At 63.4% G+C, this 13802-nt stretch carries 12 protein-coding genes; 7 read left to right on the plus strand and 5 right to left on the minus strand.

Annotation, left to right across the window (positions count from 1 at the left end):
* Nucleotides 1–47: 47 nt before the first annotated feature.
* Both HMPREF3162_RS06670 and HMPREF3162_RS06675 read right to left on the minus strand, forming a co-directional pair.
* Nucleotides 48–488 carry an Rv3235 family protein gene (locus HMPREF3162_RS06670; protein WP_070576666.1) on the minus strand — a complete coding sequence of 147 codons (441 nt, stop codon included), beginning with the start codon at nt 486–488 and terminating at the stop codon, nt 48–50.
* Nucleotides 485–1297: a LysM peptidoglycan-binding domain-containing protein gene (locus HMPREF3162_RS06675; protein ID WP_070777387.1), complete on the minus strand. Its 813-nt coding sequence runs from the start codon at nt 1295–1297 to the stop codon at nt 485–487. Before HMPREF3162_RS06675 ends, HMPREF3162_RS06670 begins: the two co-directional genes overlap by 4 nt.
* Nucleotides 1298–1425: 128 nt before the next feature.
* Between HMPREF3162_RS06675 and HMPREF3162_RS06680 the strand changes: the two genes are divergently transcribed.
* Nucleotides 1426–1917, plus strand: coding sequence for a hypothetical protein (locus HMPREF3162_RS06680; RefSeq protein ID WP_070576659.1), 492 nt, complete (start codon nt 1426–1428; stop codon nt 1915–1917).
* Nucleotides 1918–1923: 6 nt separating this feature from the next.
* Here the strand turns inward: HMPREF3162_RS06680 and HMPREF3162_RS06685 are convergent, their stop codons facing one another.
* Nucleotides 1924–2142, minus strand: coding sequence for a helix-turn-helix domain-containing protein (locus HMPREF3162_RS06685; protein ID WP_070576656.1), 219 nt, complete (start codon nt 2140–2142; stop codon nt 1924–1926).
* A gap of 145 nt (nt 2143–2287) precedes the next feature.
* Here HMPREF3162_RS06685 and HMPREF3162_RS06690 point away from each other — a divergent pair, with 145 nt between their 5' ends.
* Genes HMPREF3162_RS06690 through HMPREF3162_RS06700 form a run of 3 tightly spaced genes read left to right on the plus strand, consistent with a single transcriptional unit; the run spans nt 2288 to nt 4600 of the window.
* Complete coding sequence (locus tag HMPREF3162_RS06690) at nt 2288–2908, plus strand: SAF domain-containing protein (RefSeq protein ID WP_070576652.1); 621 nt, start codon at nt 2288–2290, stop codon at nt 2906–2908.
* Nucleotides 2905–4179, plus strand: a complete 1275-nt coding sequence (locus HMPREF3162_RS06695) for a CpaE/TadZ family protein (RefSeq protein WP_070576649.1) — start codon at nt 2905–2907, stop codon at nt 4177–4179. The genes HMPREF3162_RS06690 and HMPREF3162_RS06695 overlap by 4 nt, the downstream gene beginning before the upstream one ends.
* A gap of 4 nt (nt 4180–4183) precedes the next feature.
* Nucleotides 4184–4600, plus strand: a complete 417-nt coding sequence (locus HMPREF3162_RS06700) for a DUF6912 family protein (protein ID WP_070576646.1) — start codon at nt 4184–4186, stop codon at nt 4598–4600.
* A gap of 69 nt (nt 4601–4669) precedes the next feature.
* Here HMPREF3162_RS06700 and HMPREF3162_RS06705 read toward each other — a convergent pair whose 3' ends face one another.
* On the minus strand, nt 4670–5122 hold the full coding sequence (locus HMPREF3162_RS06705) for a DUF2505 family protein (protein WP_070777389.1): 453 nt from the start codon (nt 5120–5122) through the stop codon (nt 4670–4672).
* Nucleotides 5123–5206: 84 nt separating this feature from the next.
* Here HMPREF3162_RS06705 and HMPREF3162_RS06710 point away from each other — a divergent pair, with 84 nt between their 5' ends.
* Together HMPREF3162_RS06710 and HMPREF3162_RS06715 are read left to right on the plus strand one after the other, a co-directional pair.
* A complete protein-coding gene (locus HMPREF3162_RS06710; RefSeq protein WP_070777391.1) occupies nt 5207–10123 on the plus strand; it encodes an NAD-glutamate dehydrogenase in 4917 nt (1638 codons plus the stop codon).
* On the plus strand, nt 10120–11598 hold the full coding sequence (locus HMPREF3162_RS06715; RefSeq protein WP_070777393.1) for a sensor histidine kinase: 1479 nt from the start codon (nt 10120–10122) through the stop codon (nt 11596–11598). Before HMPREF3162_RS06710 ends, HMPREF3162_RS06715 begins: the two co-directional genes overlap by 4 nt.
* A gap of 135 nt (nt 11599–11733) precedes the next feature.
* On the opposite strand, the gene HMPREF3162_RS06720 is transcribed toward HMPREF3162_RS06715, so the two are convergent.
* Complete coding sequence (locus tag HMPREF3162_RS06720) at nt 11734–11982, minus strand: WhiB family transcriptional regulator (RefSeq protein ID WP_019175610.1); 249 nt, start codon at nt 11980–11982, stop codon at nt 11734–11736.
* Between the two features lie 275 nt (nt 11983–12257).
* Between HMPREF3162_RS06720 and HMPREF3162_RS06725 the strand changes: the two genes are divergently transcribed.
* Nucleotides 12258–13682, plus strand: a complete 1425-nt coding sequence (locus HMPREF3162_RS06725) for an NAD(P)H-quinone dehydrogenase (protein WP_070576635.1) — start codon at nt 12258–12260, stop codon at nt 13680–13682.
* Nucleotides 13683–13802 lie beyond the last annotated feature (120 nt).

Below are 13802 nucleotides of genomic sequence, written 5' to 3' on the forward strand. Positions count from 1 at the left end.
GCGCTGCAGCGCGAGGCTCGGTTTATGAGCAGGCCTTCCCTGTTGTGTCAGCCTGTCAGATATTCGCGGACAATCCATCGCCCGCGGTTCTTTTCCAACCGCAGCGCACACGCTTTCGTCCGGGGCCTCAGTGCGATGGAGACAGCGGCCTCTATGACGTTCGGTGCGGGACTGCTCAGGCGCGGGCGGCCGATTCCCCGGATGTAGTCCACAGGCTGTTCGGCGCGCAGGGTCCGGCGCACTCGCAGTGAGGATACGATGGCGCTGCGGACTTCCGGGGCGAGCCACCGTTCAATGGACTGCAGGGTCCGCACGCCGTATTCGACTTCGGTCAAAGCGGTGACGATTGAGCGGACAAAGGCGGCTGCGGCTTCCGCTTCGCGCTGTTTTTCAGCAGCTGTCTGCTCTTTCGGCGTTGGAAGAGGTTTCTTCGGTGCGCGAACGCGGGTTCCGGCGGGTCGGGTCAGGGTGAGCGGTTCGGCGGTCATGGCAGCTCCAGTTCGGTGTTGGGATAGATGAGGTCGGGGTTGCCGTTCAGCACGTCTGCGTTGGCGCGACTGATGGCATTGACGCGCTCAGCTGTTGACTGTCCGGGCTTTGGGTGAGCGAGTGCGATCTTCCAGATGCTGTCGCCCTCTGCGACTGTTACGCGATGGGGCGCGCCGGCTTTGTGCGAGGTCTTCGCCTCTGCCGTTTCGCGAGTTTCACGTGGACTCTCCTTTGGCTGTGAACTGCGCGTCGGTGTTTCCGGCGCTTGTGAATCTGGCGCTTGTGAGCCCGGCGAACTCGACTCAGGCGGCTGTGTCGGCCAGCTGGGGTCTGCCGGAGCGTCGGTGCGAGTGTCGAGATAGGGGGTGTCTCCCGGCGGTGTTGTCGGCCAGTGGGGAGGTGGTGTTGTGCTGTGTGCGCCGACAGTCTGGGGTGCTGTTGATGAGCTCTGCGCAGGTGCGGATTGGCTTGGTGCGGCGTGGGCTGTGCTCGTTGCGAGAACGACTGCCGTCATGGAAGCTGCCGATGCTTTCAATGCGGCGGGGGCGACTCTGCGTGCTCCGGCCGCAAGCGCTGCCGCACCCGGCAGGCCGATGAGGTCAAAGGCGCGAGCGGCCGCGATGAGTGCCAGGGACAGCTGCAGGCGAAGTCCGGCGAGTGCGGCCGCGCACAGGGTTGTCACGACTGCTGCTGCGCCGATGTCTGCGTTCAGGGCTCGGTCTGCCAGAGAGGGCCCTGCTGTCAGCAGCGCGATGCAGATGAGCAGGTGCAGGGCGGACGCTCCCAGGTGAAGTTCGGTTGGCTTCATAGTCACTCCTTTGTGATCAGCTGATATTAAAATACATCACAGGAACTAAAGTGCAACGATGTTCGAATAACTTCGATTAAAGTTTTTGCTCAATGGCTGGATTCTGTGACTCGCGGCACAATGTATTCATGGACCGCTTTGATGAGCTTTTTGCCGATCTCGAGGGCCAGGCTGCCGCTGAGGCAGCCCGCGAACGCGAGGGTGAATACGGTGACCTTGTTGCTGAAAGCTTCTACGAGGTCACCTTTGTTGAGCGCTTGGCCGGTGCCGTCGGTCAGCACGTTCATCTGCGCACTGCCTCCGGCGCTGTTTCAGGCACACTGGTGTCTGTCGGCGAGGGGTGCTGCTGTCTTGAGGGCGAAGTTCTCGTGATGCTTGCAGCGGTTGAAGGGGCTGCTCTGAGACCGCGCGAACACGCGGCGCAGGGACGCTGGCGTTCGGCGCGGTCGATACTGGGGCAGTGGTGTGCGCAGCGGGCACAGGTGCGCGTTGAAACCGCCGGGGCGAGCCTTGAAGGGTTGCTGCACGCTGTGGCCCGAGACTACCTGCAGCTGCGCAGGCGGGGAGTCTTTGAGCTGGTGCCTCTGCGCCGGATCTCTGTGGTCAGGGTTCTGCGCTAGCGGCGATCACATGTCGGTGCCGGCTTCGATCTCCTGCTGGGTTTGGGCGTACATGCGCTGAATGTAGTTTTCGATTTCTGACTTCTCCACGCGCCACTGGCCTCGGCCGCCGACCTTGATGGCCCGCAGTTCGCCGGAGCGGACGAGGTTGCGCGCTCCGGCGGTCGAAATGCTGAGCATCTCTGCAACGTCGGTGAGTGGGAGGAAACGGGTTTCGACGACCATTCTGAGCTCCTTTGACTGGTGGTGAAGCGCAGGGGGTGGGCACGGATGGTGCGTCCGTGTATATTCAAAGAAGAATATCCCGCAAACTGCATCAAATGGTAGCAAAATACATGTAACGGCAGAAAAATCGATCAATGGAGATCTGATGCACACTGCACCTCGCTTTCGCGCTCCCAAGCTTCGCGATCCGCGCGTTCTCGTAGCTGTTCTCATACTTGTCGCATCTGTTGTCGCCACGTGGTTTGTCGTGACGAGCGTTGCGAAAACCACGACGGTGTGGGCGGCTGCGGAACCGCTGGCACCGGGAACTGTCATCACTCGCGAGAACATCCGTCCGGTTGAGGTTCGTCTGCCAGAAGACAGCGGCGGCTACAAGCGCGCTGCTGATGACGACCTCATCGGCCAGACTGTTCTCAGCCCTATCGCTGCCGGGGACCTCGTGCCGACCTCTCAGGTCGGTTCCGGTGACAGCCTGGGCGGTCGTCGGGTTTCCCTGCTGCTCCAGCAGTCCCTGCCGGCAGATGTGAAGGCCGGTTCCCGGGTTGATGTGTGGGCAGTCGACATGCGCAAGGACAGGGGAGAGCCCCAGGCTGTTCTGCGCAATGCCGCAGTTCTTTCTGTTCAGCGTGAGGGCGGGGGCTTTGCGGTCAACTCCGGGGTGAGTGTCGAGGTCTTTGTGCCCAATGACAGCCTGCAGAAGGTTCTGCAGGCGATTGCGGCAGAAGATCACCTGTCGGTGGTGTCGATTCCGAAGGACAGCCCATGATTTCAGTTGTTGTCGCGGTCGATGTCGAGTTTGAAAGCTCCGCGGCGGCGGCGCTTTCTGCCGCAGGCGACATTGCGGTCCGCTCCCGTCCTGCCGATGCGGTCGAACTGGCTGCCGCGATGTCGGCCGGTGCGGCCGAAGTCTATGTGGTCAGCCGCTATTTTCCGGGCGTGGACGCCGAATTTCGGGACAGGGCTCGGCGTTTGGGCGTTCGGATTCTGGGCTACGGTTCGGGGCTGGTGTCCGACTGGGGCGTGGCTGCCGAGGTGGAGGCCGGCTGTCCGGCAGAAGCCCTGTGTGATGCGGTGCGCGCCTGCGCGCTTGCCGAACCGGCTGATATTCCCGAACCGCCGACGGCTGCCCCGGTATACAGCGGAAGTCCGGGGCGGATCGTCGCGGTGTGGGGCGCTGACGGTGCGCCTGGACGGTCCACGCTTGCGGCAGCACTTGCCGATATCAGTTCGCGGGCGGCTTCGACGATTCTGGTGGACGCTGACACGGTGCACGCCTCTCAGGCGGTGATGTTGGGGCTGCTGGACGACGCGTCGAAGATTGCTGCGCTGTGCCGCAGTGCAGAATCTCTTGACGAGGCCGTCATCTCGCGCTGCACTGCGCGTGTCCGGCCGGGCTTTGACGTTGTGACCGGGCTCAGTCGCGCTGACCGGTGGCCGGAGGTGCGGGCCGCAGCGCTGACAGCTGTTCTGGAGGAGCTTGCCAAACGCTATTCGGCTGTCATTGTCGATGTTGCGGCCCGCATCGACCCGGATGATCCTCTCGCGGATCCCTTCTACGACCGGCATGCGGCAACCCGGGCGGTCCTTGATTCCGCTGATGACCTCATCGTGGTCGGCGCGGCGGAACCGCCGGCGCTTGTGCGACTGATGAATGTCCTCGGAAGTGAGCGGGCTCGACGGGCAAAGAAACTGCACACCGTGGTCAATCGTGTGCGCGAAAGCGCTGTCGGGGCCGATCCCGAGCAGCGGATCAAGCAGACGCTGATGCGCTTTGTCGGCTGTGAATCTCCGGTTCTTCTGCCGGATGCGCGCGATGCGCTCGACCGTGCTGTCCTCTCCGGCACCACAATCATCGAGGCCTCGCCGAAGAGTGCTCTGAGCATCGCCCTGTGGGACTTCGCCAGGACCTTGGGACTGGCACCGGCTGCCCGCAGGCGAACGGGACGGAACCGCCGGCGGGGGCTTGCCGATCTGCTGCGCTCATCACTCCGCGATACCGGGGCCGGTGCTGTTGAGCCCAGCGCCATTGGACAATAGGCGTATGAAGAAGCGCGTGTACACAGCCTGTGACTTCGAAGAATTCGCTGCCGCCTGGCCGAACCTGGGGGAGCGAACCGTGTTCTTCCTGACAGATTCTGCCGCGGCCCTGCGCGGGGATGACCTTGACTATGCCGAGTGGCGCGCGATGACAGCCGCGGCGACAGCGGCAGCCGCTTCTGCGGCTTCCAGCGGCACCGCCAGGATTGTGGCGGCTGCCGATGTTGAGGTGGGCGGAGCTTCGAACGTGGATGATCAGATCGCGGTGAGCACAGCGAGTCTTCCCGCGGCCGCCGTTGTGAGCTTTCATGTTGATGAGCACTTACGGCACAGCAGCACGGAAGATGAGCTGATCGAGCAGGACCTGCTGTGGTATGCGCCGTCTGAGATCGACCACCTGCTTGCAGACTTCCGCGCCTGACCGCCGGTCTCAATCAGTCGGCCTCAGACTTCCGCTCGCCGGTTGAGAAGCCGCCCGTCGGCCAGAACCTCAGCCGGCTTTGGCGATTGAGGCCAGCCGGTCGCGGAAAACCCGTTCGACGGCGGCTGCCGCGGCTTCTTCGATCATGCCGCCCAGCAGCGGGACTGACGATTCCGCCTCGGCGTCGACCGTGATGAGCGAATGCCCATCGCCCAGTCCCTCAGCCGTGACATCGGCGGTGATCCGCAGCGGCACACCCGGGATCTCAGCCGCGTAGGCGGCCGGCTCATCCGGGAATGCGTCGGGCACTGTGATCGTCTGCTCCAGGTTGGCGGCTTTGCTCACAAAGGCGGCTGCCGCATCGGGAAGGTCAAAAGAGGCCAGTGAAGCACGGGCCCGCACGATCGTTCCAGCATCACCGGCTTCGGCCGTCGCGGTGGAGCCCTCTGCTGTCTGCCAGCTGTGCGGGGAAGCCAGGATCGAGCGCACTGAGGTGGTTTCGGCCCGGAGTCGTTCACTCACTCGGATTTTCTTCATTCGGCAAATATACCGATCGTCGTTGACGACCTAGAGTGGTACCGAAAGCTTTAGACCACTCATGAGGTGATGAGCGTGACGCAGGCCTACACCGCCGAAATCGCACAGAGCTGGCAGCAGCTGTCCGGCAATCCCGGATCAGCAGCCCTTGTCAGCGCGTATTATCCGAATGTCACCGAAAGCGATTTCGAGGTGTACGGTCCGGAAGTGCTCGCGGCCACCCTCGACTACCACTTCGGTGTTGCCGGGCGCTTCGACGGCGAAGCACCGCAGATTGACATTCACAACCCTGACGCTGACGATCCTGACTACACGGGCAATCGCACCATCATCGACATCGTCGTCGGCGACAAGCGGTTCCTCCTGTCCTCGATTGTCAATAAGGTCTCCAGCCTCGGCTACGCCATCCGGGCTGTGCACCACCCCATCCTGCGGACCGTGCGCACCGGTGGCACGCTTGAGGTCATCGACCCGGCACAGCTGCAGCAGACCACAACCGATACATCGGCCCTGCCGATCATCTCGGCTGAACTAGGCGACGGCGGGCAGACGAACGTCGAATCGTGGATCCACATTGAAATCGACCGGATTCCAGAAGCAGAGTTCGCCCAGCTGCAGGAGACTCTCGCCAGTGTTGTCAGCATGCTCAGCGCCGCCACCGGCGATTATCCGGCCATGCGGGACCGAGCTCGGGAAATCGCTCAGCGGCTGCGCGAAAACCCGCCGGCAGACGACCTCGAAGACGAAGCGAGCGAAGCCGCGGCACTCCTGGAGTGGCTTGACGGCCGGTTCGCTTTCATGGGCTACCGCGAGTACCGGCTGAAGAACATCGACGGCCAGTCGGTTCTCGAACCCATTGAAGCCACCGCGCTGGGCATTTCCGCTATGCGCAGCGCCACCACCTCACCTCTGTCAGAAGCCGTTGCGGCACATGCAGAGGACCGTCACGTTCTCGTCCTGACAAAGGCGAACTCACGCTCCCACATCATCCGCCCCGACTACATGGACTACCTGGGGGTGAAAACCTTTGACGAGAACGGGCAGATCGTGGGCGAAAAGCGCTTTGTCGGCCTGTACACCTCGTCGATGTACACCTCGTCAGTCCTCGACATTCCCGTCATCCGCCGCAAAGCCCGAGAGATCATCGAACGTTCCGGAATGTCGCGCGAATCGCATTCGGGCGACGAACTGCTGTCGGTGCTTGAAAGCTACCCGCGTGATGAAATCCTGCAGTCGTCAGTCGAGGACATCGAAAAGGTCGTCCTGCCGGTGGTCAATCTGCAGGAGAAGCGCGAAGCCAGCGTGTTCATCCGCCGTGACGACTACGAACGCTTCGTCTCCGTGCTCGTGTATGTTCCGCGCGACCTCTACGACACGGCCTCCCGCAAACGTGTAGAGCGAGTTCTGCGTCAGCGCTATCGGGCTGAGAGCGTGGACTTCGACGTCCAGCTGAGCTCTTCGGCGCTGGCTCGTCTGCACTTCACCGCCCGGGTTGCCCGCAGTGAGCCGCTGCCCGCGGTCGACTCCGCAGAAGTCGCCGCCCGGATCCGCGGGGCCGTGCGGTCCTGGAGCGAAGACGTGCAGGAATTCCTCGCCCCTTCCGGCACGCGCGTATCCCACAGCGACCAAGCCCGAGTCGCCCTGTGGGGCAATGCTTTCCCAGGAGCCTACGAAGAGTCCTACACGCCGCACGATGCCCTGACTGACATTGCCCGCTTTGAAGAGTGCGAACGGCTCGGCAGCGCACTCATGCGGTTCGAACCGGACTCCGAGCATCTGCGCGAAAGCGGCATCGACCCGGAAACACTGCCGGAAGACGCCGAACTGACCCGGGTGCGCATGCTGTTCTACAAGCGCAAGCCCGCATCGCTGTCGACCATGCTGCCGCTGCTGTCGTCCATGGGCGGGGACATCATCGACGAACGTCCGTACCGCCTGTCACTCGGCGACGGCACGCAGCGCTACCTGTACGACTTCGGCATCGAGTTCCCCACACCCATCACGCAGGCCGACTTCGGCCGGCTGGAAGATGCCTACCTGGCAGGGTGGATGGAAGAGCGCGAGTACGGCAACCTCGACCGTCTGCTGCTGGCGGGCCTGAACTGGCGCGAAGTCGAACTTCTGCGCTCGATCGTCCGCTATCTGCGGCAGGCCTCGGTGGCCTATTCCGACAGCTACATTGCCCGCGTGCTGGCAGCGAACACCGACTTGGCCCGCGGCCTGGTCGACCTGTTCTCCGCAAAGTTCGACCCCGAGTTCTCCGGTGATCGCGAAACTGCGGTCAGTGAGCACGATAACCGGGTGGAGGCAGGCCTGCGCGGTCTGGCAACCCTCGATGAGGACCGCATCGTACGCTCCATGCTGGCCTTTATTCGGGCCGCGGTGCGCACCAACTTCTACCACCCGGCCGACGGCGCCCTGCCCACGGCGCTCGCGTTCAAACTGCTGCCCGAAGAGCTCGGCTTCCTGCCGCTGCCGCGCCCGCAGATCGAAACGTGGGTATATTCGCCGCGGGTTGAAGGCGTGCACCTGCGCTTCGGCGCTGTGGCTCGCGGCGGCCTGCGCTGGTCGGACCGGCGCGATGACTTCCGCACGGAAGCTCTCGGCCTGGCCAAAACCCAGATGGTCAAGAACGCTCTCATCGTTCCCGCCGGTGCGAAGGGCGGCTTTTACCCCAAGGGGCTGCCGGTGGGCGACCCCGAAGCCCGCGCAGCCGCCGGTCAGGCCGCCTACGAAGAGTTCATAGGCGCACTGCTGGACATCACCGACAACCTCGACGGCAGCGGCACGGCTGTCAGCCCCGAGCGCACTGTTGTATACGACAGCGAAGACGCCTACCTCGTCGTCGCCGCCGACAAGGGCACCGCCCGCTTCTCCGATGTCGCCAACGCGATCTCAACAGCCCGCGGCTTCTGGCTGGGCGACGCCTTCGCCTCCGGCGGGTCCAACGGCTACGACCACAAAGAAATGGGCATCACATCACGAGGTGCCTGGAAGTCCACGGAACGCCACTTCCGTGAGCTCGGGGTCAACACGGATGAAGATGACTTCACCGTCGTCGGTGTCGGCGATATGAGCGGGGACGTCTTCGGCAACGGAATGCTGCGCACACCCCACACCCGCCTGGTTGCTGCGTTTGACCACCGCGACATCTTCATCGACCCGAACCCAGACGCTGCCGCTTCTTTCCAGGAGCGCAAGCGGCTGTACGATCTTCCCGGCTCATCGTGGAAGGACTACTCGCAAGAGCTCATCTCCGCCGGCGGCGGCGTGTTCTCCCGCAGTGCGAAGGCCATCACGGTCAGTGCGGAGGCAGCCGAGGCCCTTGGGATTGAGCCGGGCTCCACCTCGCCGGATGACCTCATCCGCGCAGTCCTGCGCGCTCCGGTCGACCTCGTGTACTTCGGCGGCATCGGCACCTACCTCAAAGCGTCGGAAGAAACCGACCTCGACGTGGGCGACAAGGCAAACGACGCCATCCGCATCAACGGTTCCGACGTGCAGGCGCGCGTCGTGGTGGAGGGCGGAAACCTCGCCTGCACTCAGCGCGGCCGCGTCGAAGCCGCCCGCAGCGGGGTGCGCATCAACACCGACGCGATCGACAATTCCGGCGGCGTCGACGCATCCGACCACGAGGTCAACATCAAACTGCTGCTGGAACAGGCCATTGCGGCAGGCTCACTGGCCCGCGAAGACCGCAGCGGGCTGCTGCGCTCGCTGCAGGACGACGTCGCTCGGTCGGTGCTCGAACACAACTACGCGCAGAACGCCGCGCTCGGCGATGCCGCGTGGAACGCCCGGTCTATGACGCAGACACACGAACGGCTCATGGCCTACCTCGAAGAGCACGCCGGGCTCGACCGCGAAGTCGAAGCGCTGCCCACAGACGCCGAACTGACCCAGCGCCACGACGCAGGCGGAAGCATCACAACGCCGGAAACCGCCGTTCTGCTGGCCTACGTCAAAATGGATGCCGGCAGCCAGATCTTCAATTCCGCTGTGCCGGATGAGGCGTTTATGCGCCGGTACCTCGCAAGCTACTTCCCACCATCAGCGGCTGAGCGCTTCTCCGACATCATCGAATCTCATCCGCTGGCCCGCGAGATCGCGGTGTCGAACCTCGTCAACAGGATCGTGGACTTCGGCGGCATCAGCTACCTCTACCGCCTGCTGGAGGAAACCGGAACGACAATCGCGCACGCGGCGCGCGTCTACACCGTCGTCAATGAGCTGTTCAGCCTTGAGGCGCACCTGGATGACATCCGCACACTCGACAACCGGGTGTCCGTTGATGTGCAGAAGCGCCTGCAGTACAACGCCGTCAGACTGCTGGACCGCGCTTCGCGCTGGCTCATTCAGCAGGCTCCCGGCGAATTCGATGTGCTCAGGGCCCTCGAGTATTACCAGGCGACCGTCGCTCAGCTGCGTGAGCTCATGCCGTCGGTGCTGCAGGGCAAGGACCTGTCCGACTACCAAGCGAACAAGCAGGCCTACGTCGATGAGGGTGTTCCGGAGGACGTCGCGGCTCGGGCTGCCGGGCTGCTCGATGAGTTCTCACTTCTGGACATCGTGCAGATCGCCAGCCGCGTGGACCGCCCGGCCCTTGACGTGGCGGCCGTCTACTACGGCATGTCGGCCCGCTTCGAAGCGGCTTCGCTTCTGAAGATGATCGGCAGGCTCGACCGCAGCAGCCGGTGGAAAGCACTGGCACGCGCTGCAACGCGCGATGAGTTCTACCAGGCCCTGCACGGCATCGTGGTGTCTGTTTTCGATGTCTCACACACCACCGCGCCCACGCTGGAAGACCGCGCAGTGGAGCGCATGGAGCAGTGGGAGTACACCAACCGCACGAGCATGGAGCAGGTGGTGGGGCTCATTGAGGAGATCAGCAGGATTGACGACCCGGGCCAGGCGCCGATTTCGGTTCTGCTGCGCATGCTGCGCTCGGTCGTCCGCTCCACCGAGTTCCAGTCTGAAGTCCGATGACCTTCTCAAAGGAGCTGCAGGCTGCCCCGTCGATTCGCGGTGAGGAAGACATTGAGTGGATCCACCTGCTGGTGGGGGATTGGCAGCTCATAGCCGACCTGTCGTTTGCCGACCTCGTGCTGTGGGTTCCCGAAAGCGTCGACGGCGACGAGAGCTTCCGCATCATCGCGCACTGTCGGCCCACCACCGGGGCGACTGTGTTTCACCGCGACCAGGTGGGCGAACGCGCTGAGCCCGGGGTGCACGATCTGCTGTCCCGCGCCTACGCGCAGAACCGGATTGTGGCCTCCCACGAAGACGAGTGCGATCTGGCGGAGGTCGAAGCTGTGCCGGTCAGGCGCGACGGGCGCACGATTGCGCTGATGACCCGCCACACTCAGGGCGTGCGGCGCGGGGGCGTGAGCCGTCTGGAGCGGAACTATCGCCTGTGCGGATCGACTCTCATGGCGATGGTTGCCGAAGGCTCTTTCCCTGGAACCGAGGCGCCCTCGGCTGCTCGCCGAGGTGAACCTCGGGTGGGCGACGGTTTGGCTGTTCTCGCCCGCGAGGGCAGGGTTCGGTATGTTTCGCCCAATGGGATTTCGGTGCTGCACCGGTTGGGGCACGAAGGTGATATCGAGGGCCGCTACCTGGCTGAGATCGTATCGGGCCTGATCAAACAGCAGCGGCCTGTCGACGAGGCGCTGCCGTTGGTACTCACCGGTCGGGCCGCGTGGCGAACGGAGGTCGAAGCCGGCCGGGTAGCAGTGTCGCTTCGGTCTATTCCCCTTTCTCGCGGCGATGTGCGAACGGGTGCGCTGGTTCTGCTGCGCGATGTTTCGGAGATCCGCAGGCGCGAACGCGATCTGCTCAGTCGTGACGCCATGATTCGCGAAGTGCACCACCGGGTGAAGAACAACCTGCAGACAGTGTCGGCTCTCCTGCGCCTGCAGCAGAGGAGGGCAGAATCTCCGCATGCCAAAGAATCGCTGTCGGAGGCTATGCGCCGGGTTGAGATGATCGCGGTTGTCCACGACGTGCTGTCGCAGGGAATAGAAACGGAAGTCAATTTCGATGAGATCGTCGACAAGGGTCTGCGCCTGACCCCCGAGCTGGCTTCGCCGAACATCCGGGTGGCCGTCAGCAGACGCGGCAGCTTTGGGCCGATCAGCTCGGCTGATTCGACTTCGCTTGCACTGGCGCTGACAGAACTGGTCACCAACGCGGTTGAACACGGCTTCGGAGGCTTTGACGACGAAGAGACGGTTGAGGGGTCGGTGACTGTTACACCCCGCCGCTACGACGACCGCCTCGAAGTGATCGTCGCTGACACCGGGGTGGGGATCTCAGATGAGCGCGGACCGGGCTCCGGCCTTGGAACGCAGATTGTCCGCACGCTCATCACAACCAACCTGGATGGGACCATTGAGTGGCGGCCGCGCCCCGGCGGGGGAACAGAAGCAGTCATTGACGTCCCGCTGCGCGAAGGTTCGTAGCGACACCTGCGCGGGGCGGAAGAACTCTGAGAGCATCAGAGGATCACGATGAGCAGCGAAGGAACTCTGAGAGCAGCTGCGTGCAAATGCAGAAGCGGGGACTGAAACCTCAGTCCCCGCTCGCTTTGTCTGTTGTCAGCGTGCTCTGCGTGCGCGGGCTGCACGGCGTTTGAGGGCACGGCGTTCGTCTTCGCTCATACCGCCCCACACACCGGCGTCCTGACCGGAGTCAAGGGCCCACTGCAGGCAGGTTTCAGCAACTTCGCAACGACGGCATACACTTTTGGCCTCTTCGATCTGGAGCAGGGCCGGCCCTGTGTTTCCGATGGGGAAGAAGAGTTCCGGGTCCTCATTGAGGCACGCTGCGCGATGGCGCCAGTCCATGGTGTCCTTTCGTACGGTTGCCGTTAGGCAGGCGGCTGGTGAGGGCGACGAAGCGCACCTGTTCCAGGTGTTGAATAAGGGAGCGAGGGTGCTTCGAATGGCCTGTAGCTCACAGCCTGTTTCAAGGGTCACATATGGCGCACTCGTGCACAAGGGGTTTCTTGTGTGAACTCCATGACAACTCAGGTTGGCCGCAGAGTGATGGTCGGAGCTGTTTGCCGGGAACGCGCGGACCGGTCAGTTAGGCCACCCCGGGCGTTTGCCATAATGCACCTGTGAAGAATGTGCTTGATCCCTCGCAGAACCGTGTAGTCATCATCGGCGGTGGTCCCGGCGGATACGAAGCCGCTCTCGTCGCCGCTCAGATGGGCGGTGAAGTCATGCTGGTCGAAAGCAACCGCACCGGCGGTTCGGCAGTTCTGACCGACGTTGTTCCCTCGAAATCGCTGATCGCAACTGCCGAGCTCATGGTTGAGATGGAATCGGCTTCGCACCTGGGCCTCGTTCAGTCCGGAGACTCAGACGACTCCGTCCTGGGTGCCGACCTCGCCAGAATCAATGCGCGAATCAAACGGCTTGCAGACGCTCAGGCGACTGACATCAAGCACGGACTGCACGAAGCCGGTGTCAAAGTCATCAAGGGCCGCGGACGGCTGGCCGGGCCCGATCTTGTCGACGTGACCGAAACCGACGGCACCGAATACCAGCTCAAAGCCGACACTATTCTGCTCAGCGTCGGCGCGCACCCGCGCGAACTCGATTCCGCCAAGCCGGACGGCGAGCGGATCCTCACCTGGAAGCAGCTGTACGATCTCGATGAACTGCCCGAGCACCTCGTGGTTGTCGGCTCCGGTGTGACGGGTGCCGAGTTCGCCTCGGCCTATCAGGCGCTCGGGTGCGAAGTCACCCTCGTGTCCTCCCGAGACCAGGTGCTGCCGGGCAAAGACCAGGACGCCGCCGAAGTGCTCGAAAACGCTCTGCGCGGCCGCGGCATGAACGTGCTCAGCCGTTCGCGGGCGGCGTCAGTCACCCGCGACGGCGACAGTGTGACGGTGGAACTGGCAGATGGCCGCAAGGTCAAGTGCTCACACTGCCTCATGGCGGTCGGCTCCATCCCCAACACCGATGACCTCGGCTTGGACAACGTCGGAATCGCACTCGAAGACTCCGGTCACATTGTGGTTGACCGGGTTTCGCGCACAACAGTTCCGGGCATCTACGCTGCGGGTGACTGCACACCCGTGCTGCCGCTTGCTTCGGTTGCCGCCATGCAGGGCCGCATTGCCATGTGGCACGCTTTCGGCGACGCCGTTATGCCGCTGAAGCTGCGCAATGTGGCCTCCAACGTCTTCACGGCACCGGAAATCGCAACGGTCGGCTTCACTCAGGCGGAGATGGCCGAAGCCGGCCACGATGTCGAAGAGCTGCTGCAGCCGCTGCCGACCAACGCGCGGGCAAAAATGCAGGGCATCAAGGACGGCTTCGTGAAGATCTACGCCCGCCGCGGATCAGGTTCCGTACTCGGCGGCGTTGTCGTCGGCCCGAAGGCATCCGAACTGATCATGCCGATCACGGTTGCTGTTGAGAACCGCCTCACCGTCGATCAGCTCTCAGCTTCCTTTGCCGTGTACCCGTCGCTGTCCGGGTCGATTACAGAAGCCGCCCGCCGCCTGCACCACTCGGCAGGTTTGGACTTCTGAGTTTCAGCCGCAAAGCCGTACCGCAGCGGCGGTTACAGCAGACAGCAGCAGAGCCGCACACAAAGTGCGGCTCTGCTGCTGTCTGTGGCCCTGCGATTCAACTGCTGCCTGCGGCATCAG

The sequence above is a fragment of the Brevibacterium sp. HMSC07C04 genome, assembly GCF_001815905.1.
Classification (GTDB): Bacteria; Actinomycetota; Actinomycetes; order Actinomycetales; family Brevibacteriaceae; genus Brevibacterium.